We start from the raw sequence: 19,966 nt of genomic DNA on the forward strand, positions 1-19,966 counted from the left end.
TCAGAGCTTTCGGCGTATGACGTCCTGCAACATCTCACGATCCAGCGTCAGGTCCGCCACGATCTTTTTCAGCCGGGTGTTCTCGTCCTCGAGCGCCTTCAGCCGCCGCATCTCGTCCGGTAGAAGGCCGCCATACCTGTTTGGCGGGAAAACCGTCCACTGGACGCTTTTCTTTATCCGCCTGCACTCCAGTTGAACTACGTCGCCTGGCTGATCCCAGCCTTCCGACATATCTCCGCAACCGGCGTGCCTTGCTCGCCCTGCTTCAGGATGAACGCCTTCTGCGCCTCCGTGAACTTCGATGCCTTCATGCGATTCCGCTCCTCTCCCAGCCTGGGAAACTTAGCGGACAACTCGCGCTTCTAACGATCCAGTTATTGGGGGGCAGAGCAATCGGCGCACGGACGCTGCTCAGCAGCCTGCCGAAGGTGGACTGGTTGCTTGGAGATCGCGGCTACGACGCCGACTGGTTCCGCGAAGCCTTGAAAGCCAAGGGGATACGCGCCTGCATCCCGGGTCGAAAGCAGCGCAAGACGACCGTGAAATACGACAAGCGCCGATACAAGCGGCGCAACCGCATCGAGATCATGTTCGGCAGGCTCAAGGACTGGCGCCGGATCGCCACACGCTACGACAGATGCCCGAAAGTCTTCCTGTCAGCCATCGCCTTGGTTGCCGCTGTCATCTTCTGGTTATGAACATCAATGATGTCTGGACCCTAGGCAAGCATCATCGGTCGGGAACTTCTGGAAGAACTGGCGGACGTTTGTCTGTTTCATACAGAATATGTGGGCTTTGGCCTACTGTATGGAAAGGGGATACTCCCCAATAGTGGGGGGGTCGTCGGAGCCCAATCCCCTGCTAGCAATAGATGAAGGTATTTGTCAGATTTTGCGGTCACGCCACTCATAGCGCCATGAGCCAGCCACACCTGGCCAATACGGGGCGCATGCTCCGACCCTTCAGGAATTGACCCAAGATGAAATACGCTGCTCCGACCTCCATCGCAGATGGCGCCGAGGAAATCCTGCCGCAACACGATGCGCGCGACCTGATCAATGGCGGCGTACTGACCCAGATCAGGCTGGATCGCGCGATCTATACGCTGCGCATCCCTCGGCAAGGCAAATTGATTCTGACCAAATAGACCCGCTTCAAACGAAGTCGAAGTCGGCCCCGGTGACCGCGCTGGCCAGAGTATCGGCCAGCGTCACCTGGTCGGTGCCGTTGACCATGGCCACGATGGTGTGGTTGCCGCTTTGGGTGATGGTCAGATCCGACAGCGCATTCACGGTGCTGTGGCCCGAAAAGTCCAGCCGGTCGACGCCATCGGTGAAATCCTTCACCACGTCGCGGCCGAACCCGTCGGTCCAGGCGAAGACATCGGCGCCCAGACCGCCGAAGTAGAAGTCGTTGCCCGCACCGCCATCCAGAGTGTCATTGCCAGACGAGGCGATCAGCGCGTCGTCGCCGCCGCCGCCGAACATCATGTCATCATCGGCCCCGGCGAAGAACACGTCGCCCGCCGACCCGCCGGTCAGCACGTCGTTGCCGGCCGATCCCACCAGCGTCACCGAGGTTGCCATCCCGGTGGCGTCGATGGTGTCGTTGCCGGTCAGCCCGTTGATCCGCTCGACCCCGAGCCAGCCGCCGACGCTCAGCGAAATGCCACCCGTGGCCGAGATCACCGCCTTGTCGAACCCGGCGCCGCCGTCACTGACCACATCGCCGCTTTCGCCGATGTAGAAGACGTCGTTGCCCGCGCCGCCGTTGAAGGTGTCGTTGCCGGCCGCCCCCAGCATGATGTCGTTGCCGTCGTTGCCTGTCAGCGTGTCGTTGCCGTCGCCACCGATCAGAACGTCGCCGCCAAGACCGCCGATCAGCGTATCATCGCCGCCATCGCCGAACAGAAGCAGCCCCTCGCTGGCGGTCGAAGCGTCGATCTGGTCGTTGCCTGCGTTGCCATTGATGCGCTCGACGCCGCTCCACCCGGTCAGCGACAGGCTGTCGCCGACGGCGCTGGCGATCTGCGCCTTGTCATAGCCGACGGTGCCGGTGTCGGTCACCGTGTCGAACCCGTCGATGACGAACAGATCCGAGCCATTGCCGCCGTCCATGGTGTCTGCGCCCGAACCGCCGAACAACTGGTCGTTGCTGTCGCCGCCCGAGAGGTCGTCATCGCCCGAACCGCCAAACAGGAAGTCATTGGCAAAGCCGCCGATCAGCGTGTCATTGCCCTGCTGCCCGAACAGCTGGTCCGAGCCGCCGCCGCCATCCAGCATGTCGTCACCGCCACCGCCCGAGACTTCGTCATCTCCGGCCCCGGCAGTCACCGTGTCGTCGCCCAGATCCAGCGTGAAGACATTGGCACCGCCATTGCCCACGGCTTCGACGTTGTAGTCGCCGATCAGGGTGAAGTTCTCGATGGCGATCAGCGTGTCGCGCAGCGTCGCCAGCCCCTTGGCCCCCATGTCGCCGGTGGCGAGGTTGAATTCGACGATGAATTGCCGCGGGGTCGAGGCTGAAAGATCGGTGAAGATCGTGTCGATGCCGGCGCCGCCGTTGAAGACATCATTGCCACTGCCCGTCTCGATGGTGTCGTCGCCATTGCCGCCGTTCACCTGATCGTCGCCATCGCCGTCCCAGAGCCTGTCATTGCCGTCGCCGCCGTTAATGACGTCGTCGCCGGCCTCGCCGCGCAGCCAGTTATCCTGGCCGTCCCCGGTGATGTTGTCGTTGAAGACCGAACCGTTGATGTTTTCGATGCTGATCAGTGTATCGGTGTCGCCGAAGGTGTCCTGAACCGATCCCAGAGTCAGATTGGCGATGATTCCCATCGTGCCACCGTCTTGGTGGTCAAAGTCATACCCGGCGGTGTCGAAGAGGGCGCCGCCGTCCATCGTGTCGTCGCCGGCCCCGCCCGCAAAGTAGTCATAGCCGCCGCGACCTTCCAACAGGTCGTTTCCGTCAAAACCGCCCCAGAAAGCATTGTCCTGATCGTCGCCACGGATCACGTCGTTGAAGTTCGACCCGTTGATCTGTTCGATGCCCACCAGCGTGTCGGTGTCCCCGAAGGTGTCGGTCGCTGTGCCAAGCGCCAAATCGGCGTCAATCCCCTGGAAGCCCCCGTCGTTGTGGTCGTCCTGGTACCGCGCCTGGTCGCGGGTGCCCGCGCCGCCGTCGATCATGTCGTCGCCCGCGCCCCCGTCGATCCGGTCGCGCCCATCGCCGCCAAGGATCGTGTCATCGCCGGCATAGCCCCGGAAGCGTTCTTCGGCCGCGGCGCTGCCGGTGAAGCTGTCGGCGTGCGAGGTGCCACGCACTTCCTCGACATTCATGATCGTGTCGGTGTTGCCGTGGGTGTCCGTCGCCGTGCCGGTCAGGAAGTTGACCGTGACGCCCTGGGTGCCGCCGCTATTTCGCTCCTCATTGTCGTAGCGCAACTCGTCTCTGCTGCCGTCGCCGCCGTCGATGGTGTCATTTCCGCTACCACCCTCCAGGTCGTCCCGGCCAGCGCCGCCATTCAGGGTATCGTTGCCGTACCCTCCAAAGAAATACTCATCGCCATCATGGCCGTTGATGGTATCGGCAAAGCGTGTGGCTCTTATTTCTTCGATGTTCTGGAACTGGTCCGTAAACCCCCAGCCATCGGTCAGGCTGCCCGCGCCGACGCCCGAGAAATTCACCGTCACGCCCTGGGTGATGTCCCCCAGCGCGTCGTAGATGTCGAGTTCAAGGTCGAGGCTGTCCCAACCCAGGGTGCTGCCGATGAAGGTGTCATTGCCCGAGCCGACGAGGAAAAGGATGCCTTCCATAAGGCTGTTGTCGGTGACTTCCACATGGTCGTCGCCCGCGCGGTCAATGACATAGCCCCCTTGCGCGGCCAGGTAGATCTGATCGCCCGAGCCGGTCAGATTGGTGCCGTGGAAGCTTTCAATACTGGTCAGGCTGTCGTTTCCGGCCGCGCCCTTGTTGGCGGTGAATCCTGCCACACCGGCCTGCACGGTCCCGGTATTGTTGACGATGACGGCTGTGCCGAGCGGCTCAAAATTGACCGTATCGTAGCCGTTGCCACCGTCGAATGTGTCATTGCCGTTGCCTGCCTGAAGGAAGTCGTCTCCGTCCAGGCCGGAGATACTGTCGTCGCCGTCACCGCCGGTCAGATCATCGTATTGGTTCGAGCCGGTAATGGTATCGTCGAAGGCCGAGCCAATGACGCTGACGACATTGACCAGCGTATCGGTGTCGCCGTGAGTGTCGGTGGCGGTGTTGTTGCCAAGGTGGACCGTGACCGGATTGACGCCCGTTTCGCCAGAGTAGTCCACGACGGCACCGCCGGCGCCGCTCTGCAGATAATCCGCGCCGGATCCCAGAATCGCATGGACCCAGGCGTCATCGCCATAGATCTCGTCGTTGCCGGGGCCGGTGTCGTAGAAAACACTGTCGTTGGGGTCGGTGTCATCAAAGATGATGTCGTTGTCCGATACCGTCGCCGAGAAGGCCCCGATGCCGGTCAGCGGGATCTGATCGCCGGGGTTGAACGGCGGCGCGGCGAAAGACGTGATTTTAGGATTGCCTGCGGTCCCTTCATTGAAGTTCTCCCAGGCCGCTACCGACGAGAATGTCGGCGGCGGATCGCCAACGACAGGGAAAATAAAAATCCCGTATCTGTCTAAGGTGTCGTGCTGCGCTGCCAGGAGGACAACCGTTGTGGAACGGGTTGCGCCGCCTGCATCAATCCAGTTCATGACACCTATGGCTTCAAGTTCTCCTATGGATCGATCGTAGGGCGAGAAACCGCCTCCGAGATAGGCGGCGTACAAGTCGTCAATGTCGAAAACGACCTGAGTCAGTTCAAGATCGGGGTCAGGACTGGGGTGGTCCGTGTACGATACGAATGGTGATCCTCCTGGACCAACCACCATCGAAAAGGTCGTATAGCCAACTGCAAGTGTGGCATCCGTGGTGCCATCATACTCAACCGCGATAGCGTTCAACGTATATGTCGTCATGTGACCCCCGCCCCCGAAAACAAGTTTATGCGCGAATTTCGTCCGCTATGTTTACAGAAATTAGGTCATAATTCGGTTTCGGGCAAGAATATGGGGGGATGCGGTCAGGCCGCCGGTCCCGAAGGGCCCAGAACGGGGGGTGTCTGCCTAAGTTGCGTCGCCCAGGCTGCTCAGCAGAAAGCTCTCCAGCCGCGCGGCGTCGATCGGCTTGGAGATCAGCGGCAACCCGGCTTCGGCGCATTGCTGGCGCAACTCGGGCGACCGGTTGGCCGACAGCACGCACGAGGGGATCGGGCCATAGCGTGCCTTCAGGGTCCGGGTCAGCGCGATGCCATCGGCCCCCTGTCCCAGCTGATAGTCGACCAGCACCGCATCCGGGACGATCTCGATCTCCTCCAGCAGGTCGATGGCGGCCTCGGCGCTTTCGGCTTCCAGCACGCTGACATCCCATTTGCCCAGCAGCATCATCATGGCGCGGCGCAGGTCCACATCGTCCTCGACCAGAAGCACGATCAGCCCCTTGTCCTTCAGCCGCCACGCGGTTGACACGCGCGAGGCATCGGCCTTGGCGGACACGCGCGGGTCGGCGGCATCGCTGGCGGGCAGGCTGACGAAGAAGCCGCTGCCGCGGCCCGGCACGCTCCACAACCCCAGCGGATGGCCCAGCCGGGCGCAGGCGCGTTCGACGATGGCCAGCCCCAGTCCCAGCCCTTCGCTGGCGCTGGCGCGGGCGTCGAGCCGCTGGAATTCCTGGAAGATCAGTTCCTGATCCTCCTCGGCGATGCCACATCCGGTGTCCCAGACCTCCATCCGCAGGGCCGAGCCCATGCGCCGGGCGCCGATCAGGACCCGGCCTTCGCGGGTGTAGCGGATGGCGTTGCCGATCAGGTTTTGCAGGATGCGGCGCAGATAGGCGGGATCGCTGCGCACTACGGCGGTCGAGGGCACGACGCGCAACTCCAGCCCTTTCTGAGCGGCCAGCGGTGTGAATTCCTCGGCCAGTTGCCGCAGGATTTCCGACAGCGGCACGGCGCGGATGTCGAAGACCTCGCTGCCGGAGTCCAGCTTGGAGATGTCGAGCAGCGCGTCGATGATGACCTCGACGCTTTCCAGCGCCCGCCGGGCCTTGTCGACCAGCGGGTTGGGATCGTGATCGGTGGCCGAGGCGAGGAACAGCTTGGCCGCCGACAAGGGCTGCAACAGGTCGTGGCTGGCGGCGGCGACGAAGCGGGATTTCGAGGAATTTGCGCGCTCGGCCGCCTCCACCGCGTCTTCCAGTTCCAGCGTCCGCTCGGTCACCCGGTGTTCCAGCGTCTCGTTGGCCACGGTCAGCGCCCGCGCCGCCTCGCGGATGGCGGTGACATCGGTCAGCGAGACCACGAAGCCGCCATCGGGCAGTTTGCGCGCGAACGTGTCCAGCGACAGGCGGTCCGGCCCCGACAGTTCAAACGACAGCGGCCCGGTGGCCTTGCCGCCGTTGCGCCAGGTTTCCAACTGCCGCAATTGCGCCTCGTCCGAAATAGTGAAGCGCTCGCGCAACTCCTCGGTCATGCCGTCGAAACCGGCCCCCATGATGACCCGTGACGGGGCCAGCCCCAGCAAATCGGTAAACCGGGTGTTCCAGCCGACCAGCCGGGCGCCCTGATCGAAGATCGCCACGCCCTGGTTGAGATGCTCCAGCGTGGCACGGACCATGCGCGCCTGCTGATCCAGCAACTTGTCGCGCTCCTCGCGGCCAATGCGGATCACGTCGGTGATGTCGGTCTGCAGGATCACCGTGCCGCCGTTGGGGGTGCGGTGTTCGCTGACCTGCAGCCAGTGATCGTCGGCAAGTTCGACGTTGAACATCACGTAGCTGTCTCCGTGCCGCTTCAGCCGTCGCTCGGCCCAGTCGGCGCGGTGTTCGGGTGAGGATAGCGCCAGATAGCGGCTGCGGCTGACCAGTCCGACGTATTCGCCGAAGGACAGGCCGGGCACGAGGCGCGGGCGGATGTCCTTCAGCTTCAGCCCGAAACGGCTGTTGCACATGACCATCGCGTCATGCTCATTGAACAGGGCAAAGCCTTCGCGGACGGTTTCGATGGCGTTGGACAGGTCGGCGCGGGCGGCATCGGCCTCGCGGCTGGCTTCGGCCAGTTGCGCATTGGACCGGTTCAGCAGATCCAGCGCGGCTTCCAGTTCCAGGGTGCGCTGGCGCACCTGATCCTCAAGGATCACCGCGCGTTCGAACTGGGCATAGGCCTGCCCGGCGCCGTCGGTGTCCTGCTCCACCCGGTTCATCAACGCGGCGGTGATCTTCAGAAGCCGCTCGTGCTGGGCTTCGAGCGGTTCATTCGGATCGAGAAGCGAATCCATCATTCGGTGGTGTCCTGCGGGTGAAAAAAGGCGACCCCGGTCATGGTCTGGTTGACATGCGTGGCGCCGACCTGTTCGCCGTAGGTGTTGAACCCCACGACGTTGTGCTTGCGCAGGATCTGCGACAGGCGCCCCACCTGCTGGTGCTGGGTTGCCTCGATCCGGCGCAGGACGCAATCGCAGGCCAGAACGGTGTCAAGTGAGCCCCCGGCGGTCAGTCGGTCCAGTTCGGCGTCCAGATGGTCGGCCATGTTCTCGGCCTTGGCCAGCGTCAGCACGATGCCTTCGCCAATGGCGGAATAGAAGACCAATGCGCCGTCTTCGGTGACCCGCTGGATGGCCCGGACATGGTGCTGGCCCCCGACCCGCACCACCAGCGGATGCGCGGCGAAGGTGAAGGGCGACAGGTAGTCAGGGTTCTTGCCCAGAATGCGCGCGTATTCCCGCGCGGCGGGACGGCCGTTGATCTCGCAGACGATCCGGCGGGCGGGTTCGGCCCCGGTGACGACCATGCGTGCGTCGCCCGGCTGGAAGTGATCCAGACTGAAGACCTTGACCTCACAATCGGTCCGCACCTGGGTGATGACGGCCGCGTTACGATGAACGACGCCGTTCAGGGCCACCTTGGGCTGTTCAAAGCGCACTCCGTCCCCGGCCGAACCGCCAAAGACCGGCATGGCCGCCAGCCCCGATGAAATGGCGCCCATCAACTGGTCCTCGCGCAGGCTCATCCCGTCGATCACCAGAAAGGCGAAAGCATTGGGCAGATCACCGGCGCGGCCTTCAAGGGCCAGACGCTGGCGCACCACTTCGTCCGTCAGATCAGTGGCGTCGAAATCCTTCAGATCGGGAACCAGCAGGGTGGATGTCTGGAAATGCTGCCGGGGCAACCCCACGGCAACAATGTTGCCCTCGCTATAGCCGTCTTCGGTGATCTCGCCGGCGGTGGTGCAGGCCACGACCTCGACACCCTCAAACCGGGCTCCGGCGGTGGCGACCAACTGGTCGAAATCCGCATCGGCATCCACGAACAGGAACAGCTGGGCCAGATCGGACCCAAGCTGCGCCGCAAGGATGTCCATGCAATCGGGGCGCTGTGCCGGGACAGCGGCGCGCCGGACGGTCGTTTGCTCTGCCACCTCGGGGATGGCCAATGTGTCGTGCTCCAGGGGTTGCGCCTCCTCCTAACGCTCCCATGTCTGCGACGATCTTCCGGGCGGGGCTTGTTATCCCTCTGGCAGAAGATGCGCGTATCTGGCCTGCTGGGCGACCAGAACGGCCTGTGTTCGACTTTGCACGCCAAGCTTGCGCATGATCGCCGTGACATGGGCTTTGACGGTTGTTTCGGCAATCGACAGGTCAAAGGCAATCTGTTTGTTCAGCTTGCCATCGCAGATCAGCCGCAGGATGCGGGCTTGCTGGCGGGTCAGGCTGGCCAGACGGGCGACGGATTCATCGCGCTCGCCGTCTTCCGAGGCGGGTTCGATATAGCCTTCGGGATGATAGGTCTCGCCGGCCCAGATCGCGTCGAAGGCGCTGCGGAAAATGTCGCGGTGGCTGTGCTTGGGCACGAAGCCCCGGGCCCCGGCGCGCAGGGTCGCCGAAACGGTGCGGTTGTCGGACATGGAGGACACTATCAGCAGCGGCAGTTCCGGGTGCCGGGCGCGCAACCGCAGCAGCCCGTCCAGCCCGTTCACATCCGGCAGGTTCAGGTCCAGCAGCAGCACATCGGGCAGCGGGCCGTCATTGAGAACCTCCAGCGCGTCATTCAACGAGTCGGCTGTGGTGACGCTGGAAATTCCGGCGGCGCTTGTCAGGACAATCGACAGGGCGTCGCAGAACAACGGGTGATCGTCCACGATCATGGCGGTTCTGGTGGGATTCTGGGCGCTGAGCACTCCGGACTTCTCCTTGCGACCTGGTGTTTCTGGAACACGCTAACATGGGCAGGTCCGATCCGTGAACTGCGGCGAAAGTCGTAGGCGGGTCATTCGGCGGCCATCCGCAAGCCGGGTGCCGGGGTCGGGGTGCGCGCCTCCTGTCTTGCCGGGCTGGGAGTTCGGCGCTGGATCAGGGCGAACAGCGGCGGCGTGAAGTAGAAGGACACCACCGTCGACAACAGCACCCCGCCCGCGATTGACACCGCGAAGGGCGGCCAGAAACCGCCGCCGGCAAGGATCAACGGCAGGAACCCTCCGAAAGTGGTGATGGTGGTCGAGACGATGTGCCGGCTGGAGCCCGTGACCACGCGTGCCATGGCCGCGCGATCCCCAGCCGCCGCATCCGGATCGGCCTGCAACCCGGTCAGGATGATGATGGCCGCATTGATCGACACCCCGATGGAGCCGATGACCCCGATAATGGCGGTGATCCCGAACGGATATTGTAGCACCGCCAGCGACAGCAGCGAAAGTCCCGCCGACAGCACGCAGACTGCCAGTGCCACGGCTGTCAGGCGAAAAGAGTTGAATGTCAGGGCGATGGTGGCCGTTGCTAAGGTGGCGATCACCCCCAGCGAGGCCATCAGGTTGTTCACCGTGCTGGACCGCGCATCGGAGTCGCCGCCGATCTCGAGCCGGTAACCCGCCGGCAAGGTGAACCCGGCCTCTGCCAGATCGGCCTGCACCGCCTGCAAGGCTTCCTCGGGCAGAAGATCGGGGATCAGGAAGGCCTGCACGGTGTTGGCGCGCGCGCCATTGTGGCGGGTGATGGTGCTTTCCGACGGCTCCAGCCGCAGGCTGGCCAGTTCCGACATGGGCACGCCGGGAAAGGCACCAGAAGCGGCGATTTGGGCGGCATCGGGCGGCAGGATCGGCAAGTCGGAAATGGCCATCAGATCGGCGCGCAGACCGTCGCCATAGCGAACCCGGATCGGCAGTTGTTCGGTCCCCTCGACCAGCGACCCGCCGGTGACGCCCACCAGCCCGGCTTCAAGCTGGCGCGCCACATCGGTTAGGTTCAGCCCCAGCAGACGCGCCTTGTCCTCGTTAATGTCGAACCGCAATTGCGGCGCTCCGCCCGAGATCGAGCTGCGCACCTGCGTGATGGTGTCCAGATCGGCCATGGTGGCGCGGGCCTCATCGGCCAGTTCGCGCAGCACGGCGATATCCTGACCGACGAAGCGCAATTCGACCGGCGCGTTCACCGGCGGGCCTTGCACCAAACCGCGCACCACGATGCGGGCCTGCGGAAACTCGACTTCCAGCCGCGCCTGAAGCTCCGGCACCAGCAGGGCCGCCGCGGCGTCGGTGGTGGTGGTCACCATGCCCTGCGCGAACCCCGGCTCGCGCGAGCGTCCACCGGTGATATTGTAGTAGAACGCCGGTCCCGACTTGCCGATGGACCAATAGCGCGAGCGCACGTCGCCCTCGCGCCCGAGGATCGCGTCGATCTCGCCCACCAGGCGGCGCGTCTCGCCGATGGCGGTGCCGGGGGGCATCTGGACCTCAAGATAGATCTGGTCACGTTCGACGCCGGGGAAGAACTGCGCCTTCAGCGAGGGGAAGCTGGCAAAGCCCAGCAACGGCAGGACCAGGGCCAGGGCCACGGATTTGACCGGATGCGCCAGCGACCAGCGGATCGAGGCGCCGAAGGCCCGGCCAAGCGCGCCGCCCCGGATCCCCGATGCCAGCATGCCGCCGCCATCGCCACGCGGCAGCAGCCAGCCGGCCAGCGCCGGGGTGACGGTCAGGGCCACGATCAGCGACCAGAACAGCATCATCACCACCGCGATGGCGATGGCACCGACGAAATCCCCCGCTGGTCCCGGCAGCAGGATCATCGGCGTGAACGACAGCGCCGTGGTGATGGTCGAGGCCAGCAGCGGGGCCGCCAGACGGCGCACCGACTCGCCCACCGCCTCGACCCGCGCCATCCCCGCCTGCAACCGCTGCCGGATCTCGTCGGACATGACGATGGCGGCATCGACCAGCAGGCCAAGCGCCACGATCAGCCCGGTAACCGACATCTGGTGAATGGGCAGGCCGATGGCGTTCATCGTCGCCAGCGTCGCCAGGCTGACCACCGGCAGGACCAGCGCCACGATCATCGCCGCGCGCACGCCGAGCGTGACGAACAGCACCGCCACCACCAGACCGACGCCGATGGCCATGTTGGTGCCCACATCCGCCAGCCGCGCGGCGGTATAGGTGGACTGGTCGAACACCAGTGTTTCGGCCATCCCCACCGGGACGGCTTCGGCACCTTCGGCCAGTTCAGTCCGCACCAGATTCATCCAGCGATCGATCTGCACCCCGTCCTGCGCCAGCACCCCAATCAGTACGGCGGGTTTGCCGTCCGACAGGGCCAGCTCGTCGGCAGGCTGTTTCGCGCCCCGGCTGACGGTCGCGATGTCGTCCAGTCGGGTGACCGCACCGGTGGGGCCTTCGCGCAGCACCACGTCGCGCAGACGGTCCAGCGCCGTGACCTCGCCCGAGATGGCGATGGAGATATCCGTGCGGTCCGCCTGCAACCGGCCGGCCTGCACCTTGCCATCAGCCCCCCGGATTGCCGCCGAGATCTGATCGGCGGTCAGGCCAAGGGCAGCGGCCTGCGCGGGATCGACCGAGACCAGAACTTCCTCGTCCGGCACGCCGAACATGTTGACGGCGCGGGTCTGCGGAATGCCGCGAAACCGGTCGGCCAGCGCCTCGGCATGACGGCTGAGCACCGGCAGCGGCACGCCCGCGTGCTCGGCACTGATGGCGACCACGGCGGAATAGGCAGCGATGCCTTCGCTGTCGAACTCCGGCGCGCCGACGCCTTCGGGAAAGCGGGTGCGGGCATCATCGACGGCGGCCCGCGCCTCGGTCCAGACCTGTTCGATGACGGCCGCGTCGAGGGTTTCCAGCAGTTCGATGGAGACCACCGAAACCCCCTGCCCCGAGACCGAAGTAACCGTGTCGACCTCTTCAATGCGACGCAGTTCATCTTCGATCTCGGCGGTGACCAGCGCCTCGACGCGCCCCGGATCGGCGCCGGGGAAATTGGTGGTGACCGTAGCGAAGATATTGGTGATGGTGGGGTCTTCCTGCCGTCCCAGCGACAGCAGCGATGCCAGCCCCGAGGCGATCAGAACCAGCAGGATCAGCGCCACCAGGCGCGGCTGGCGAAAGGTCAGGGTCTCCATCTCAGCCGGCCTCCGTCACGCGGACCAACTGGCCGGGGGTCACCCGGTGTGGTCCCGCCTGGATCAGCCGCGCGCCATCGGGGAAACTGCCCCGCACGAAAGCGCGGTCGGCCTCGCTGTGCAGCAGTTCCACCGCCGCCGGTCGGACGCGATGGTCGGCACCGACGGTGAACACGGTCCACACCCCCTGCGTCCCTTCGCGCAAGGCGCGCACCGGCACCCAGGCGCCCTCCATTGCCACCTGCCGCGTCACGGTCAGCACGGCGGTCTGGCCCAGAACCGGAGCACCGTCGCTGTGCACCGACAGAAGCAGGGTGCGGGTCCGCGTCACCGGATCGATGTCGGGGCGCACCGTCTGCACCGTGGCAGGCAGGTCGCGCCCGGCCACGGAGACCGTCAGATCGGTCAGCGACGCCGGGTCAGCCCAGACAGGCAGCCCGACCCGCACAACAAGCTTGTCGTCCTGCATCAGTTGCACCACGCCCTGCCCGGCTGCCACGGTGACGCCGGTATCGACGCGCCGCGCCGCGATCCGCCCGTCGAAGGGGGCGGTCAGGACGGATTTCTCCAGCCGCAGCCGGGTCGCGGCGATGGCGGCGTCGGTCTCGGCAATGCGCGCCTTCAAAGCGTCGCGGGTGGCACGCGCCTGATCAAGTTGCTCGGTCGGGGAAAAGCCCCGTTCCTTCAGCGCCGAACGGCGGGTCAGCGAGGCCTCGGCGAAGGTCAGTTCGGCTTCCAATGCTGCGCGTGTGGCCCGCAGGCGGGTCTGCTCGGCCTCGATCAGGGCGGTGTCGAGCCGGGCCAGCGCGGTGCCTTGGGTGACCGCTGCGCCCTCGTCCACCAGAACCTCAACAATCCTTCCGCCCAATTCGAAGGACAGCTCGGCGGTCTGGGCAGGCTCCACCTGCCCCAGGAACCGCCGCTGGGTCTCGAAGCCCGGAACGATGTTCAGCGCGGTCACCGAGACCGGCGTCGCCGCGGCCACCTCGTCGGGTTGGGTGGCCTCCGCGCGCACCATCAGCACCTGTGCGCCGGTCACGACGGCGTATCCCGCCCCGATCACTGTGGCTGTGGTCACAAGGATCGTTCCAGCGCGCCGGGCGGCTCGGCGGGTGCGGCTTGGGGAAGATGTGGGCTTTGTCATCAGGGGCTCCGATCCGGGCGGGCGCATTGAATGTTAGATGCTCTTACATAAGTTAGAATCTCTAACTTTGACAAGTCCTACGTGACAGGGCATCAGTTGGATCATGAACAGCGACCCGAAAATCCAGAAGAAATCCGGCTATCATCACGGCGACCTCAGGGCGCAACTGATTGAAGCCACGAGACAATTGGTAGAGGAAAAGGGGCCGGACCATTTTTCGGTCTCGCAAGCCTGTCGAGTCGCCGGTGTGTCCACCGCCGCGCCCTATCGCCATTTCCGCAACAAGGAAGAAATGCTCGAATCGGTTTGCGAGGAAGCGGCCGAGCGGCATTTCACCCAGATGAAAGCGGCGCTGGAGGGGCTGCCCGACGGCGATCTGGAGCGCATCATCGCCATGGGCCGGGTCTATGTCGGTTTTGCACAGGCCGAGCCCAGCGTGTTCCGCCTGATGTTCAGCTGGCCCCACCAGAGCGGCGCGCAGGCTCCGGGGGAAGACGCCGCCCCGCCACCAACCAAGACGCTGGTCGAGACCGAGGTGGCTAAGCTGCTGGGCCGCACCGAGATCGACAGCGATGTGAAGCTGCGCGCCACCATGCTGTGGACCTTCGTGCACGGGCTGTCCTTCCTGCTGATCGACGGCAAGGCCAAGGTCTGCGAATTCGACTCCGATATCGAAGAGATGCTGTCGGAAGCCGCCCGGCGCGTGATGGCCTGACGCAATTTTGCGATTGCATCCATTCAATACTTCATGAAATATTGAATCATGAACAAGGATCAGGCCATCACCGCCCTCGCCGCACTCAGCCAGGGCACCCGTCTGGACGTCTTTCGCCTGTTGGTGAAGGCTGGAGACGCGGGCATGCTTTCGGGCGAGCTGGGTACAGCGCTGGACGTGCGGCCCAACACCATGTCGGCCAATCTGTCGGTGCTGCACAGCGCCGGTCTGGTGCGCAACACGCGCGAAGGCCGCGCGATCCGGTATTTCGCGGATATGGCCGGAATGGGCCGCCTTCTGGCCTTCCTGACCGAAGACTGCTGCGGCGGCCGGCCCGATCTGTGCCGCAGCATGATCGCCGATATTTCCTGTACCGACAAAGGGACTTCGATGCCAAATCGCACTTACAACGTTCTGTTCCTGTGCACCGGGAACTCTGCACGCTCGCTGATCGCCGAAGAGGTCATGAACCGGGAGGGTCTGGGCCGGTTCCGGGGATTCTCGGCAGGGTCGCGGCCCACCGGCGCGCCCAACCCCCATGCCATCCGGGTTCTGAAGGCCAACAATCACGACACCGATCATCTGCGTTCGAAAAGCTGGGACGAATTCGGCGGACCCGATGCCCCGAAAATGGATTTCGTGTTCACGGTCTGCGACAATGCCGCGAATGAAGAATGCCCCTTCTGGCCCGGTCAGCCCGTATCCGCGCATTGGGGCCTGCCCGATCCGGCGGCGGTTGACGGCACCGAGGCCGAGGTCGGGCTGGCTTTCGCGGAAACCTACCGGAAGCTGCGCAACCGGATTTCGATCTTTGTCAACCTGCCGCTGGACACGCTGGACGGTTTCGCCCTGCAGAACCGGCTTGACGATATCGGCAAGACCGGCGCGCTGGAATCGGACGGAACCCCGGCATGACCTTCGATCTTCAACGGCGGCTGGTGGCCGAAGCGCTTGGTACCGGCTTGCTGGTCTGTACCGTGGTCGGCTCGGGCATCATGGCCGACAGCCTGACCCCGGACGTGGCGCTGGCGCTGCTGGGCAACACCCTGCCGACAGGTGCCATCCTTGTTGTGCTGATCACCATCCTCGGCCCGATTTCCGGGGCGCATTTCAACCCGGCGGTGACCTTTGCCTTCCGTCTGAACGGCGGGTTTCCGGGCCGCGAGGTCGCGCCCTATATTGCCGCTCAGGTCCTTGGCGGCATCGCGGGCAGCCTGCTGGCCCATGCCATGTTCGATCAGCCGTTGTTGCAAATGTCCCAGACTGTGCGCAGCGGTGTGCCCCAATGGATCGCCGAAGTGGCCGCCACTTTCGGCCTTGTGGCCACCATTTTCGCCGGTCTGAAATTCCGGCTGGAAGCCATCCCCTGGCTGGTGGGGCTCTATATCACCGCCGCCTACTGGTTCACCGCTTCGACCAGCTTCGCCAATCCGGCGGTGGCCATCGCACGGGCGTTTTCCGACACTTTCGCCGGCATCCGGCCCTGGGACGTGCCGGCCTTCATCCTTGCGGAACTGATCGGCGCGGCTCTGGCCGTGGCCCTGATGGGCTGGCTTCTGATGCCGCCCGAACCCGAAATCATCGACCCTGTAGCGGAGTGACCCTTGTCTGCCGTCATCTATCACAACCCCGCCTGCGGTACCTCTCGCAACGTGCTTGAGATCCTGCGCACCACCGGCCACGATCCCGAGGTCATCGACTACCTCGACACTGGCTGGACCCGTCCGCAACTGCTTGGCCTGTTCGCGGCTGCCGGGCTGTCCCCACGCGACGCCCTGCGCACCAGCAAATCCCCGGCCGAGGAGTTGGGCCTGCTGGACCCCTCGGTCAGCGACGAAGCGCTGCTCGACGCGATGCTGGTGCATCCGGTGCTGGTCAACCGTCCGATTGTCTGTACGCCCAAGGGGGTGAAGCTTTGCCGCCCGTCCGAGGCGGTGCTGGATCTGCTCGACCGGCTGCCCGAAGGACCGCTGGTCAAGGAAGACGGCACCGTTATTCTGGATGAGAAGGGCCAGCGCGTTGACTGACACGCCGCAGCTTGACGAAGCGTGTTTTCGCGCCATTGATCGCCAGACCCTGTCCCAGCCTATCCGGTCCACCCATCCGCCGCGGATCCTGCTGCTGCATGGATCCCTGCGCAAACGCTCGTACAGCCGTCTGCTGAACGCTGAAGCCGCGCGCATCCTGACCCGTCTGGGGGCGGAGACGCGTGTCTTCGATCCGGCAGGCCTGCCCCTGCCCGACGATGCCGAGGCCGATCACCCCAAGGTGCAGGAACTGCGCGATCTGGTGGCCTGGTCTGAAGGCATGGTCTGGTGCTCGCCGGAACGCCACGGCGCCATGACCGGGGTGCTGAAAAGCCAGATCGACTGGATTCCGCTGACGCTGGGCGCGATCCGGCCCAGTCAGGGCAAGACGCTGGCCCTGATGCAGGTTTCGGGCGGCTCGCAAAGCTTCAATGCGCTCAACCAGATGCGGGTGCTGGGCCGCTGGATGCGGATGCTGACCATTCCCAACCAGTCCTCGGTCGCCAAGGCCTTCCTTGAGTTCGACGACGACGGCCGCATGAAGCCGTCATCCTATTATGACCGCGTGGTCGACGTGATGGAGGAACTGGTGAAATTCACCTGGCTCACCCGCGACCTGGGCCCGCATCTTGTGGATCGCTATTCCGAGCGCAAGGAAACCGCGGCGCAATTGTCGGCGCGGGTCAACCAGCGCTCGGTCTGATCCGGGCGCCGCAGCGCGCTGGACAGGTTGGGTGCGGACTGAAAGGGTGGCCCCGGATGTGCCCCAGTTCCGAGACGTTGCCATGACAATCGCCGTTCCCACCCCGCCCTGGTCGCATCGCGTGTCGCCACTGGGCCTGTGTCTGGCAGCGATGTTCTTTGGCGCCTCGCTGACGCCGTCGCTGCTGCCGCGCGATCCGGTGATGCAGGGCGTGCTGGGCGGGCTGGTGGCCGGTGTCGGGCATGAGATCGGCGTGGCCACGGCCTGGGGCTGGCGGTTTCTGGGCATCCCGGCCCCGTCAAAGGCGCGGCACCTGCTGATGACGGCGCTGGCCGGCCTGTTTGCGCTTGTTCTTTGCAGTTGGTGCCTGTGGCATGCCGCAGACTGGCAGAATGCGACCCGTCTGGTCATGGACCTGCCACCGGTGGACACCTCGCACCCGCGCATCATTGCGCCGGTGGCCTTGGCTGTATTTGCCGCGACATGGTTGCTGGTGCGGCTGTTCGGAGCGGTGCAACGGCGGCTGACGGTGGCTCTCAACCACATCCTGCCGACGCGTGTCGGGTTCAGCATCGGCGTCGCCCTGGCACTGCTGCTGTTCTGGAGCCTGATCAACGGGGTGCTGGTGAAACGCGCCTTCGAGATTGCTGACAGATCCTTCGAAGCCGCGGACGAGTTGATCGAGCCGGACATCCCCCGGCCCACCGATCCGGGCAAGACTGGCGGGCCGGAGTCGCTGGTGGACTGGGAGGAAATGGGCCGCTGGGGCCGCGCCTTCGTGGCCACGGCACCAACCCGCGACGAGATTGCCGCCTTCCAGCCGGGCACCGTCCTGGATCCGATCCGCGTCTACGTCGGCCGCCGCGCCGCGGAAACCGCGCAAGAACGGGCCGAGCTTGCCTTGCAGGAACTGATCCGGCAGGGCGGGTTTTCCCGCAAGGCGCTGGTGGTGATGGTGCCGGTGGGCACGGGCTGGATGGATCCGGGAGGACAGGACACGCTGGAGTTCATGCTGGCCGGCGACGTTGCCACCGTGGCGGTGCAGTATTCCTACCTGACCTCGGTCCTGTCGATCCTGGCCAACCCGGACTACGGCGTCGAACAGGCCCGCGTGCTCCACGAAGTGATCTATGACTACTGGACCACGCTAGACCCGGACACGCGCCCCCGGCTCTATGCCCACGGATTGTCGCAAGGGGCGTTGAACTCGCAACGCTCGCTGCCGCTTCTCGACATGCTGGGCGATCCGGTGTCGGGCGCGCTTTGGGCCGGATCCCCCTTCATCAGCCCTTTGTGGCAATTCGTGCGCGACCGGCGCGCGCCTGAAAGCCCGGCATGGCAACCCCGGTTCGGCAATGGGTCTCTGGCGCAGGTCACCAACCAGAGCGGAGAATTTGATCTCGAGGCCACGCGCTGGGGCCCGATCCGGCTGGTGTTCCTGCACTATGGCAGTGATCCGATCGTGGCCTTCAGTTTCACCTCGGCGTTCCGCCGCCCCGACTGGATGCAGGATCCGCGCGCCCCGGATGTCGCACCCGAATTCCGCTGGTTCCCGGTGGTGACCATGTTCCAGCTGGCGCTCGACATGGCGATCTCGTTGCAGGTCGAGGGTTTTGGTCACTACTACATCGCCGCCGACTATATCGACGCCTGGGCCGAGGTGCTGGAGCCCGAGGGCTGGACGCCGCAACGCGCCGCCGACCTGAAGGACATCTTCTCGCGCCGCGGGCCGGCTTTCTGATGCGGCGGGCATGGCGGATTGCCCTGATCGGGCTGGGCCTGCTGGTTCTCGTGCTGCTGGGCCAGATGGGGGCGCGCTATCTGGGCCTGCTGACCCCGCGCGACACACCGGAAGAACGCTCGGCCCTTCTGACGCCCTTCTACAATGTGTATCTGCCCGAGAACGGGGGCGGCCCCTTCCCCACGGCGCTGCTGGCGTCGGGCTGCGACGGGCCGCATGACAACATGGCGCGGTGGGCCGGGATGCTGAACGAACAGGGCTGGGCGGCGGTGATGGTCGACAGCCACGCGCCGCGCGACTACCTGGACTTTCAGGTCTGGCGGCTGATCTGCGCCGGCCAGATCTTTACCGGCACCGAACGCGCGGGGGATCTGGCGGTGGCGCTGGAAGATGTGCGCGGCATGACCTTTGCCGATCCCGACCGCCTGATGCTGTTCGGGGCGTCGCATGGCGGCTGGGCGGTGATGGATCTGCTCAGCCAGGCCGCGACCCCGCGTCCGCCGCAGGGGCTGACCCGCTGGCCCGGCGATCCGCAGGCGCGCGGTCTGGCCGGAGTGCTGGGCGCGCTGGTCGCCTATCCCTATTGCGGTCCGGGCAGCCTGGCCGCGCGCCAGGGCTGGGCGGCGGAACTTCCTGTGGAAATGATCCTTGTCCGCAACGACGAGATCACCGACGAGCAGGATTGCCTCGACATCGCGGAGGGACAAACCGCCGTGCGCCCGGTGGCGGTGACAATGCTGGAAAACGCCACGCATGGGTTTGACCAGCAAGAGCGCGAGGCCCTGAGCACGCTGGAATTCAGCCCCGACGCCACCGCCACGGCCCTGGGCCTCGGCCGCGATTTTCTTGGGCGCATTTCGGGGCCGGCCCCCGTTCCGGATAACTGACTCGGATCAGCAAAAAAAAGCCGAAGTATCGGCGGGAAATCGCGCAATCTGTCCCGGTCGACCGGGATGCCCGTGGTCAATCGTTCTCGATTCGTCCGTTGGCAACCTTTGCGTGTGTTTGCGCAATCGGGGCTGTAAGGGCCGAAGTTCGGCGGATTTTCCGGTACAAATCACCCGTGGTTGATTTCTGGGTATGGAATTATGGTACCTAAAATAGCGCCAGTATTTTCAATAGTTACCGGCAAACCCCTGTT

General features: G+C 64.9%; 14 protein-coding genes and 2 pseudogenes. 9 read left to right on the top strand and 7 right to left on the bottom strand.

Annotation, left to right across the window (positions count from 1 at the left end; genetic code table 11):
* Window positions 1–6 precede the first annotated feature (6 nt).
* Window positions 7–311, bottom strand: a pseudogene (locus tag AB0T83_RS13275) (transposase); the annotation flags it as partial.
* Between the two features lie 84 nt (window positions 312–395).
* Between AB0T83_RS13275 and AB0T83_RS13280 the strand changes: the two are divergent.
* Together AB0T83_RS13280 and hemP are read left to right on the top strand one after the other, a co-directional pair.
* Window positions 396–698 (top strand): annotated as a pseudogene (locus tag AB0T83_RS13280) (transposase); the annotation flags it as partial.
* Between the two features lie 281 nt (window positions 699–979).
* A complete protein-coding gene (gene hemP / locus AB0T83_RS13285; protein WP_366193623.1) occupies window positions 980–1,147 on the top strand; it encodes a hemin uptake protein HemP in 168 nt (55 codons plus the stop codon).
* A 7-nt stretch (window positions 1,148–1,154) separates the two neighbouring features.
* Here hemP and AB0T83_RS13290 read toward each other — a convergent pair whose 3' ends face one another.
* From AB0T83_RS13290 to AB0T83_RS13315, 6 genes are all read right to left on the bottom strand, one after another.
* On the bottom strand, window positions 1,155–4,748 hold the full coding sequence (locus AB0T83_RS13290) for a beta strand repeat-containing protein (RefSeq protein WP_366193624.1): 3,594 nt from the start codon (window positions 4,746–4,748) through the stop codon (window positions 1,155–1,157).
* 411 nt (window positions 4,749–5,159) lie between these two features.
* Window positions 5,160–7,370 (bottom strand): hybrid sensor histidine kinase/response regulator, encoded by a 2,211-nt coding sequence (locus AB0T83_RS13295; protein WP_366193625.1) that lies wholly within the window; start codon window positions 7,368–7,370, stop codon window positions 5,160–5,162.
* The gene (locus AB0T83_RS13300; protein ID WP_366193626.1) at window positions 7,367–8,506 is read right to left on the bottom strand and encodes an FIST N-terminal domain-containing protein; all 1,140 of its coding nucleotides are present in this window, start codon (window positions 8,504–8,506) and stop codon (window positions 7,367–7,369) included. The genes AB0T83_RS13295 and AB0T83_RS13300 overlap by 4 nt, the downstream gene beginning before the upstream one ends.
* An 87-nt stretch (window positions 8,507–8,593) precedes the next feature.
* Window positions 8,594–9,265 carry a response regulator gene (locus AB0T83_RS13305; RefSeq protein WP_435891170.1) on the bottom strand — a complete coding sequence of 224 codons (672 nt, stop codon included), beginning with the start codon at window positions 9,263–9,265 and terminating at the stop codon, window positions 8,594–8,596.
* An 89-nt stretch (window positions 9,266–9,354) separates the two neighbouring features.
* Complete coding sequence (locus AB0T83_RS13310) at window positions 9,355–12,495, bottom strand: efflux RND transporter permease subunit (protein ID WP_366193627.1); 3,141 nt, start codon at window positions 12,493–12,495, stop codon at window positions 9,355–9,357.
* A 1-nt stretch (window position 12,496) separates the two neighbouring features.
* Entirely contained in the window at window positions 12,497–13,639 is a 1,143-nt protein-coding gene (locus tag AB0T83_RS13315; protein WP_366193628.1) for an efflux RND transporter periplasmic adaptor subunit, read from the bottom strand.
* Between the two features lie 103 nt (window positions 13,640–13,742).
* Between AB0T83_RS13315 and AB0T83_RS13320 the strand changes: the two genes are divergently transcribed.
* From AB0T83_RS13320 to AB0T83_RS13350, 7 genes are all read left to right on the top strand, one after another.
* On the top strand, window positions 13,743–14,354 hold the full coding sequence (locus AB0T83_RS13320; protein WP_366193629.1) for a TetR/AcrR family transcriptional regulator: 612 nt from the start codon (window positions 13,743–13,745) through the stop codon (window positions 14,352–14,354).
* A gap of 48 nt (window positions 14,355–14,402) precedes the next feature.
* Window positions 14,403–15,269, top strand: a complete 867-nt coding sequence (locus AB0T83_RS13325; RefSeq protein ID WP_366193630.1) for an arsenate reductase/protein-tyrosine-phosphatase family protein — start codon at window positions 14,403–14,405, stop codon at window positions 15,267–15,269.
* A complete protein-coding gene (locus AB0T83_RS13330; RefSeq protein ID WP_366193631.1) occupies window positions 15,266–15,955 on the top strand; it encodes an MIP/aquaporin family protein in 690 nt (229 codons plus the stop codon). Before AB0T83_RS13325 ends, AB0T83_RS13330 begins: the two co-directional genes overlap by 4 nt.
* A 3-nt stretch (window positions 15,956–15,958) precedes the next feature.
* Window positions 15,959–16,381, top strand: a complete 423-nt coding sequence (gene arsC / locus AB0T83_RS13335) for an arsenate reductase (glutaredoxin) (protein WP_366193632.1) — start codon at window positions 15,959–15,961, stop codon at window positions 16,379–16,381.
* Complete coding sequence (arsH, locus tag AB0T83_RS13340) at window positions 16,374–17,084, top strand: arsenical resistance protein ArsH (RefSeq protein WP_435891172.1); 711 nt, start codon at window positions 16,374–16,376, stop codon at window positions 17,082–17,084. The genes arsC and arsH overlap by 8 nt, the downstream gene beginning before the upstream one ends.
* Before the next feature lie 82 nt (window positions 17,085–17,166).
* Window positions 17,167–18,825 (top strand): alpha/beta hydrolase, encoded by a 1,659-nt coding sequence (locus AB0T83_RS13345; RefSeq protein WP_366193634.1) that lies wholly within the window; start codon window positions 17,167–17,169, stop codon window positions 18,823–18,825.
* Window positions 18,825–19,712: a dienelactone hydrolase family protein gene (locus tag AB0T83_RS13350; RefSeq protein ID WP_366193635.1), complete on the top strand. Its 888-nt coding sequence runs from the start codon at window positions 18,825–18,827 to the stop codon at window positions 19,710–19,712. Before AB0T83_RS13345 ends, AB0T83_RS13350 begins: the two co-directional genes overlap by 1 nt.
* Window positions 19,713–19,966 lie beyond the last annotated feature (254 nt).

The organism is Meridianimarinicoccus marinus (assembly GCF_040689105.1).
Classification (GTDB): domain Bacteria; phylum Pseudomonadota; class Alphaproteobacteria; order Rhodobacterales; family Rhodobacteraceae; genus Meridianimarinicoccus; species Meridianimarinicoccus marinus.

Excerpts from the sequence above, each read along its gene's own strand:
- AB0T83_RS13325 (WP_366193630.1), top strand. The coding sequence starts at position 14,403 with ATGAACAAGGATCAGGCCATCACCGCCCTCGCCGCACTCAGCCAGGGC.
- AB0T83_RS13315 (WP_366193628.1), bottom strand. The coding sequence starts at position 13,639 with ATGACAAAGCCCACATCTTCCCCAAGCCGCACCCGCCGAGCCGCCCGG.
- AB0T83_RS13295 (WP_366193625.1), bottom strand. The coding sequence starts at position 7,370 with ATGATGGATTCGCTTCTCGATCCGAATGAACCGCTCGAAGCCCAGCAC.
- AB0T83_RS13330 (WP_366193631.1), top strand. The coding sequence starts at position 15,266 with ATGACCTTCGATCTTCAACGGCGGCTGGTGGCCGAAGCGCTTGGTACC.
- AB0T83_RS13350 (WP_366193635.1), top strand. The coding sequence starts at position 18,825 with ATGCGGCGGGCATGGCGGATTGCCCTGATCGGGCTGGGCCTGCTGGTT.
- AB0T83_RS13290 (WP_366193624.1), bottom strand. The coding sequence starts at position 4,748 with ATGAACTGGATTGATGCAGGCGGCGCAACCCGTTCCACAACGGTTGTC.
- AB0T83_RS13345 (WP_366193634.1), top strand. The coding sequence starts at position 17,167 with ATGACAATCGCCGTTCCCACCCCGCCCTGGTCGCATCGCGTGTCGCCA.
- hemP (WP_366193623.1), top strand. The coding sequence starts at position 980 with ATGAAATACGCTGCTCCGACCTCCATCGCAGATGGCGCCGAGGAAATC.
- AB0T83_RS13320 (WP_366193629.1), top strand. The coding sequence starts at position 13,743 with ATGAACAGCGACCCGAAAATCCAGAAGAAATCCGGCTATCATCACGGC.
- AB0T83_RS13310 (WP_366193627.1), bottom strand. The coding sequence starts at position 12,495 with ATGGAGACCCTGACCTTTCGCCAGCCGCGCCTGGTGGCGCTGATCCTG.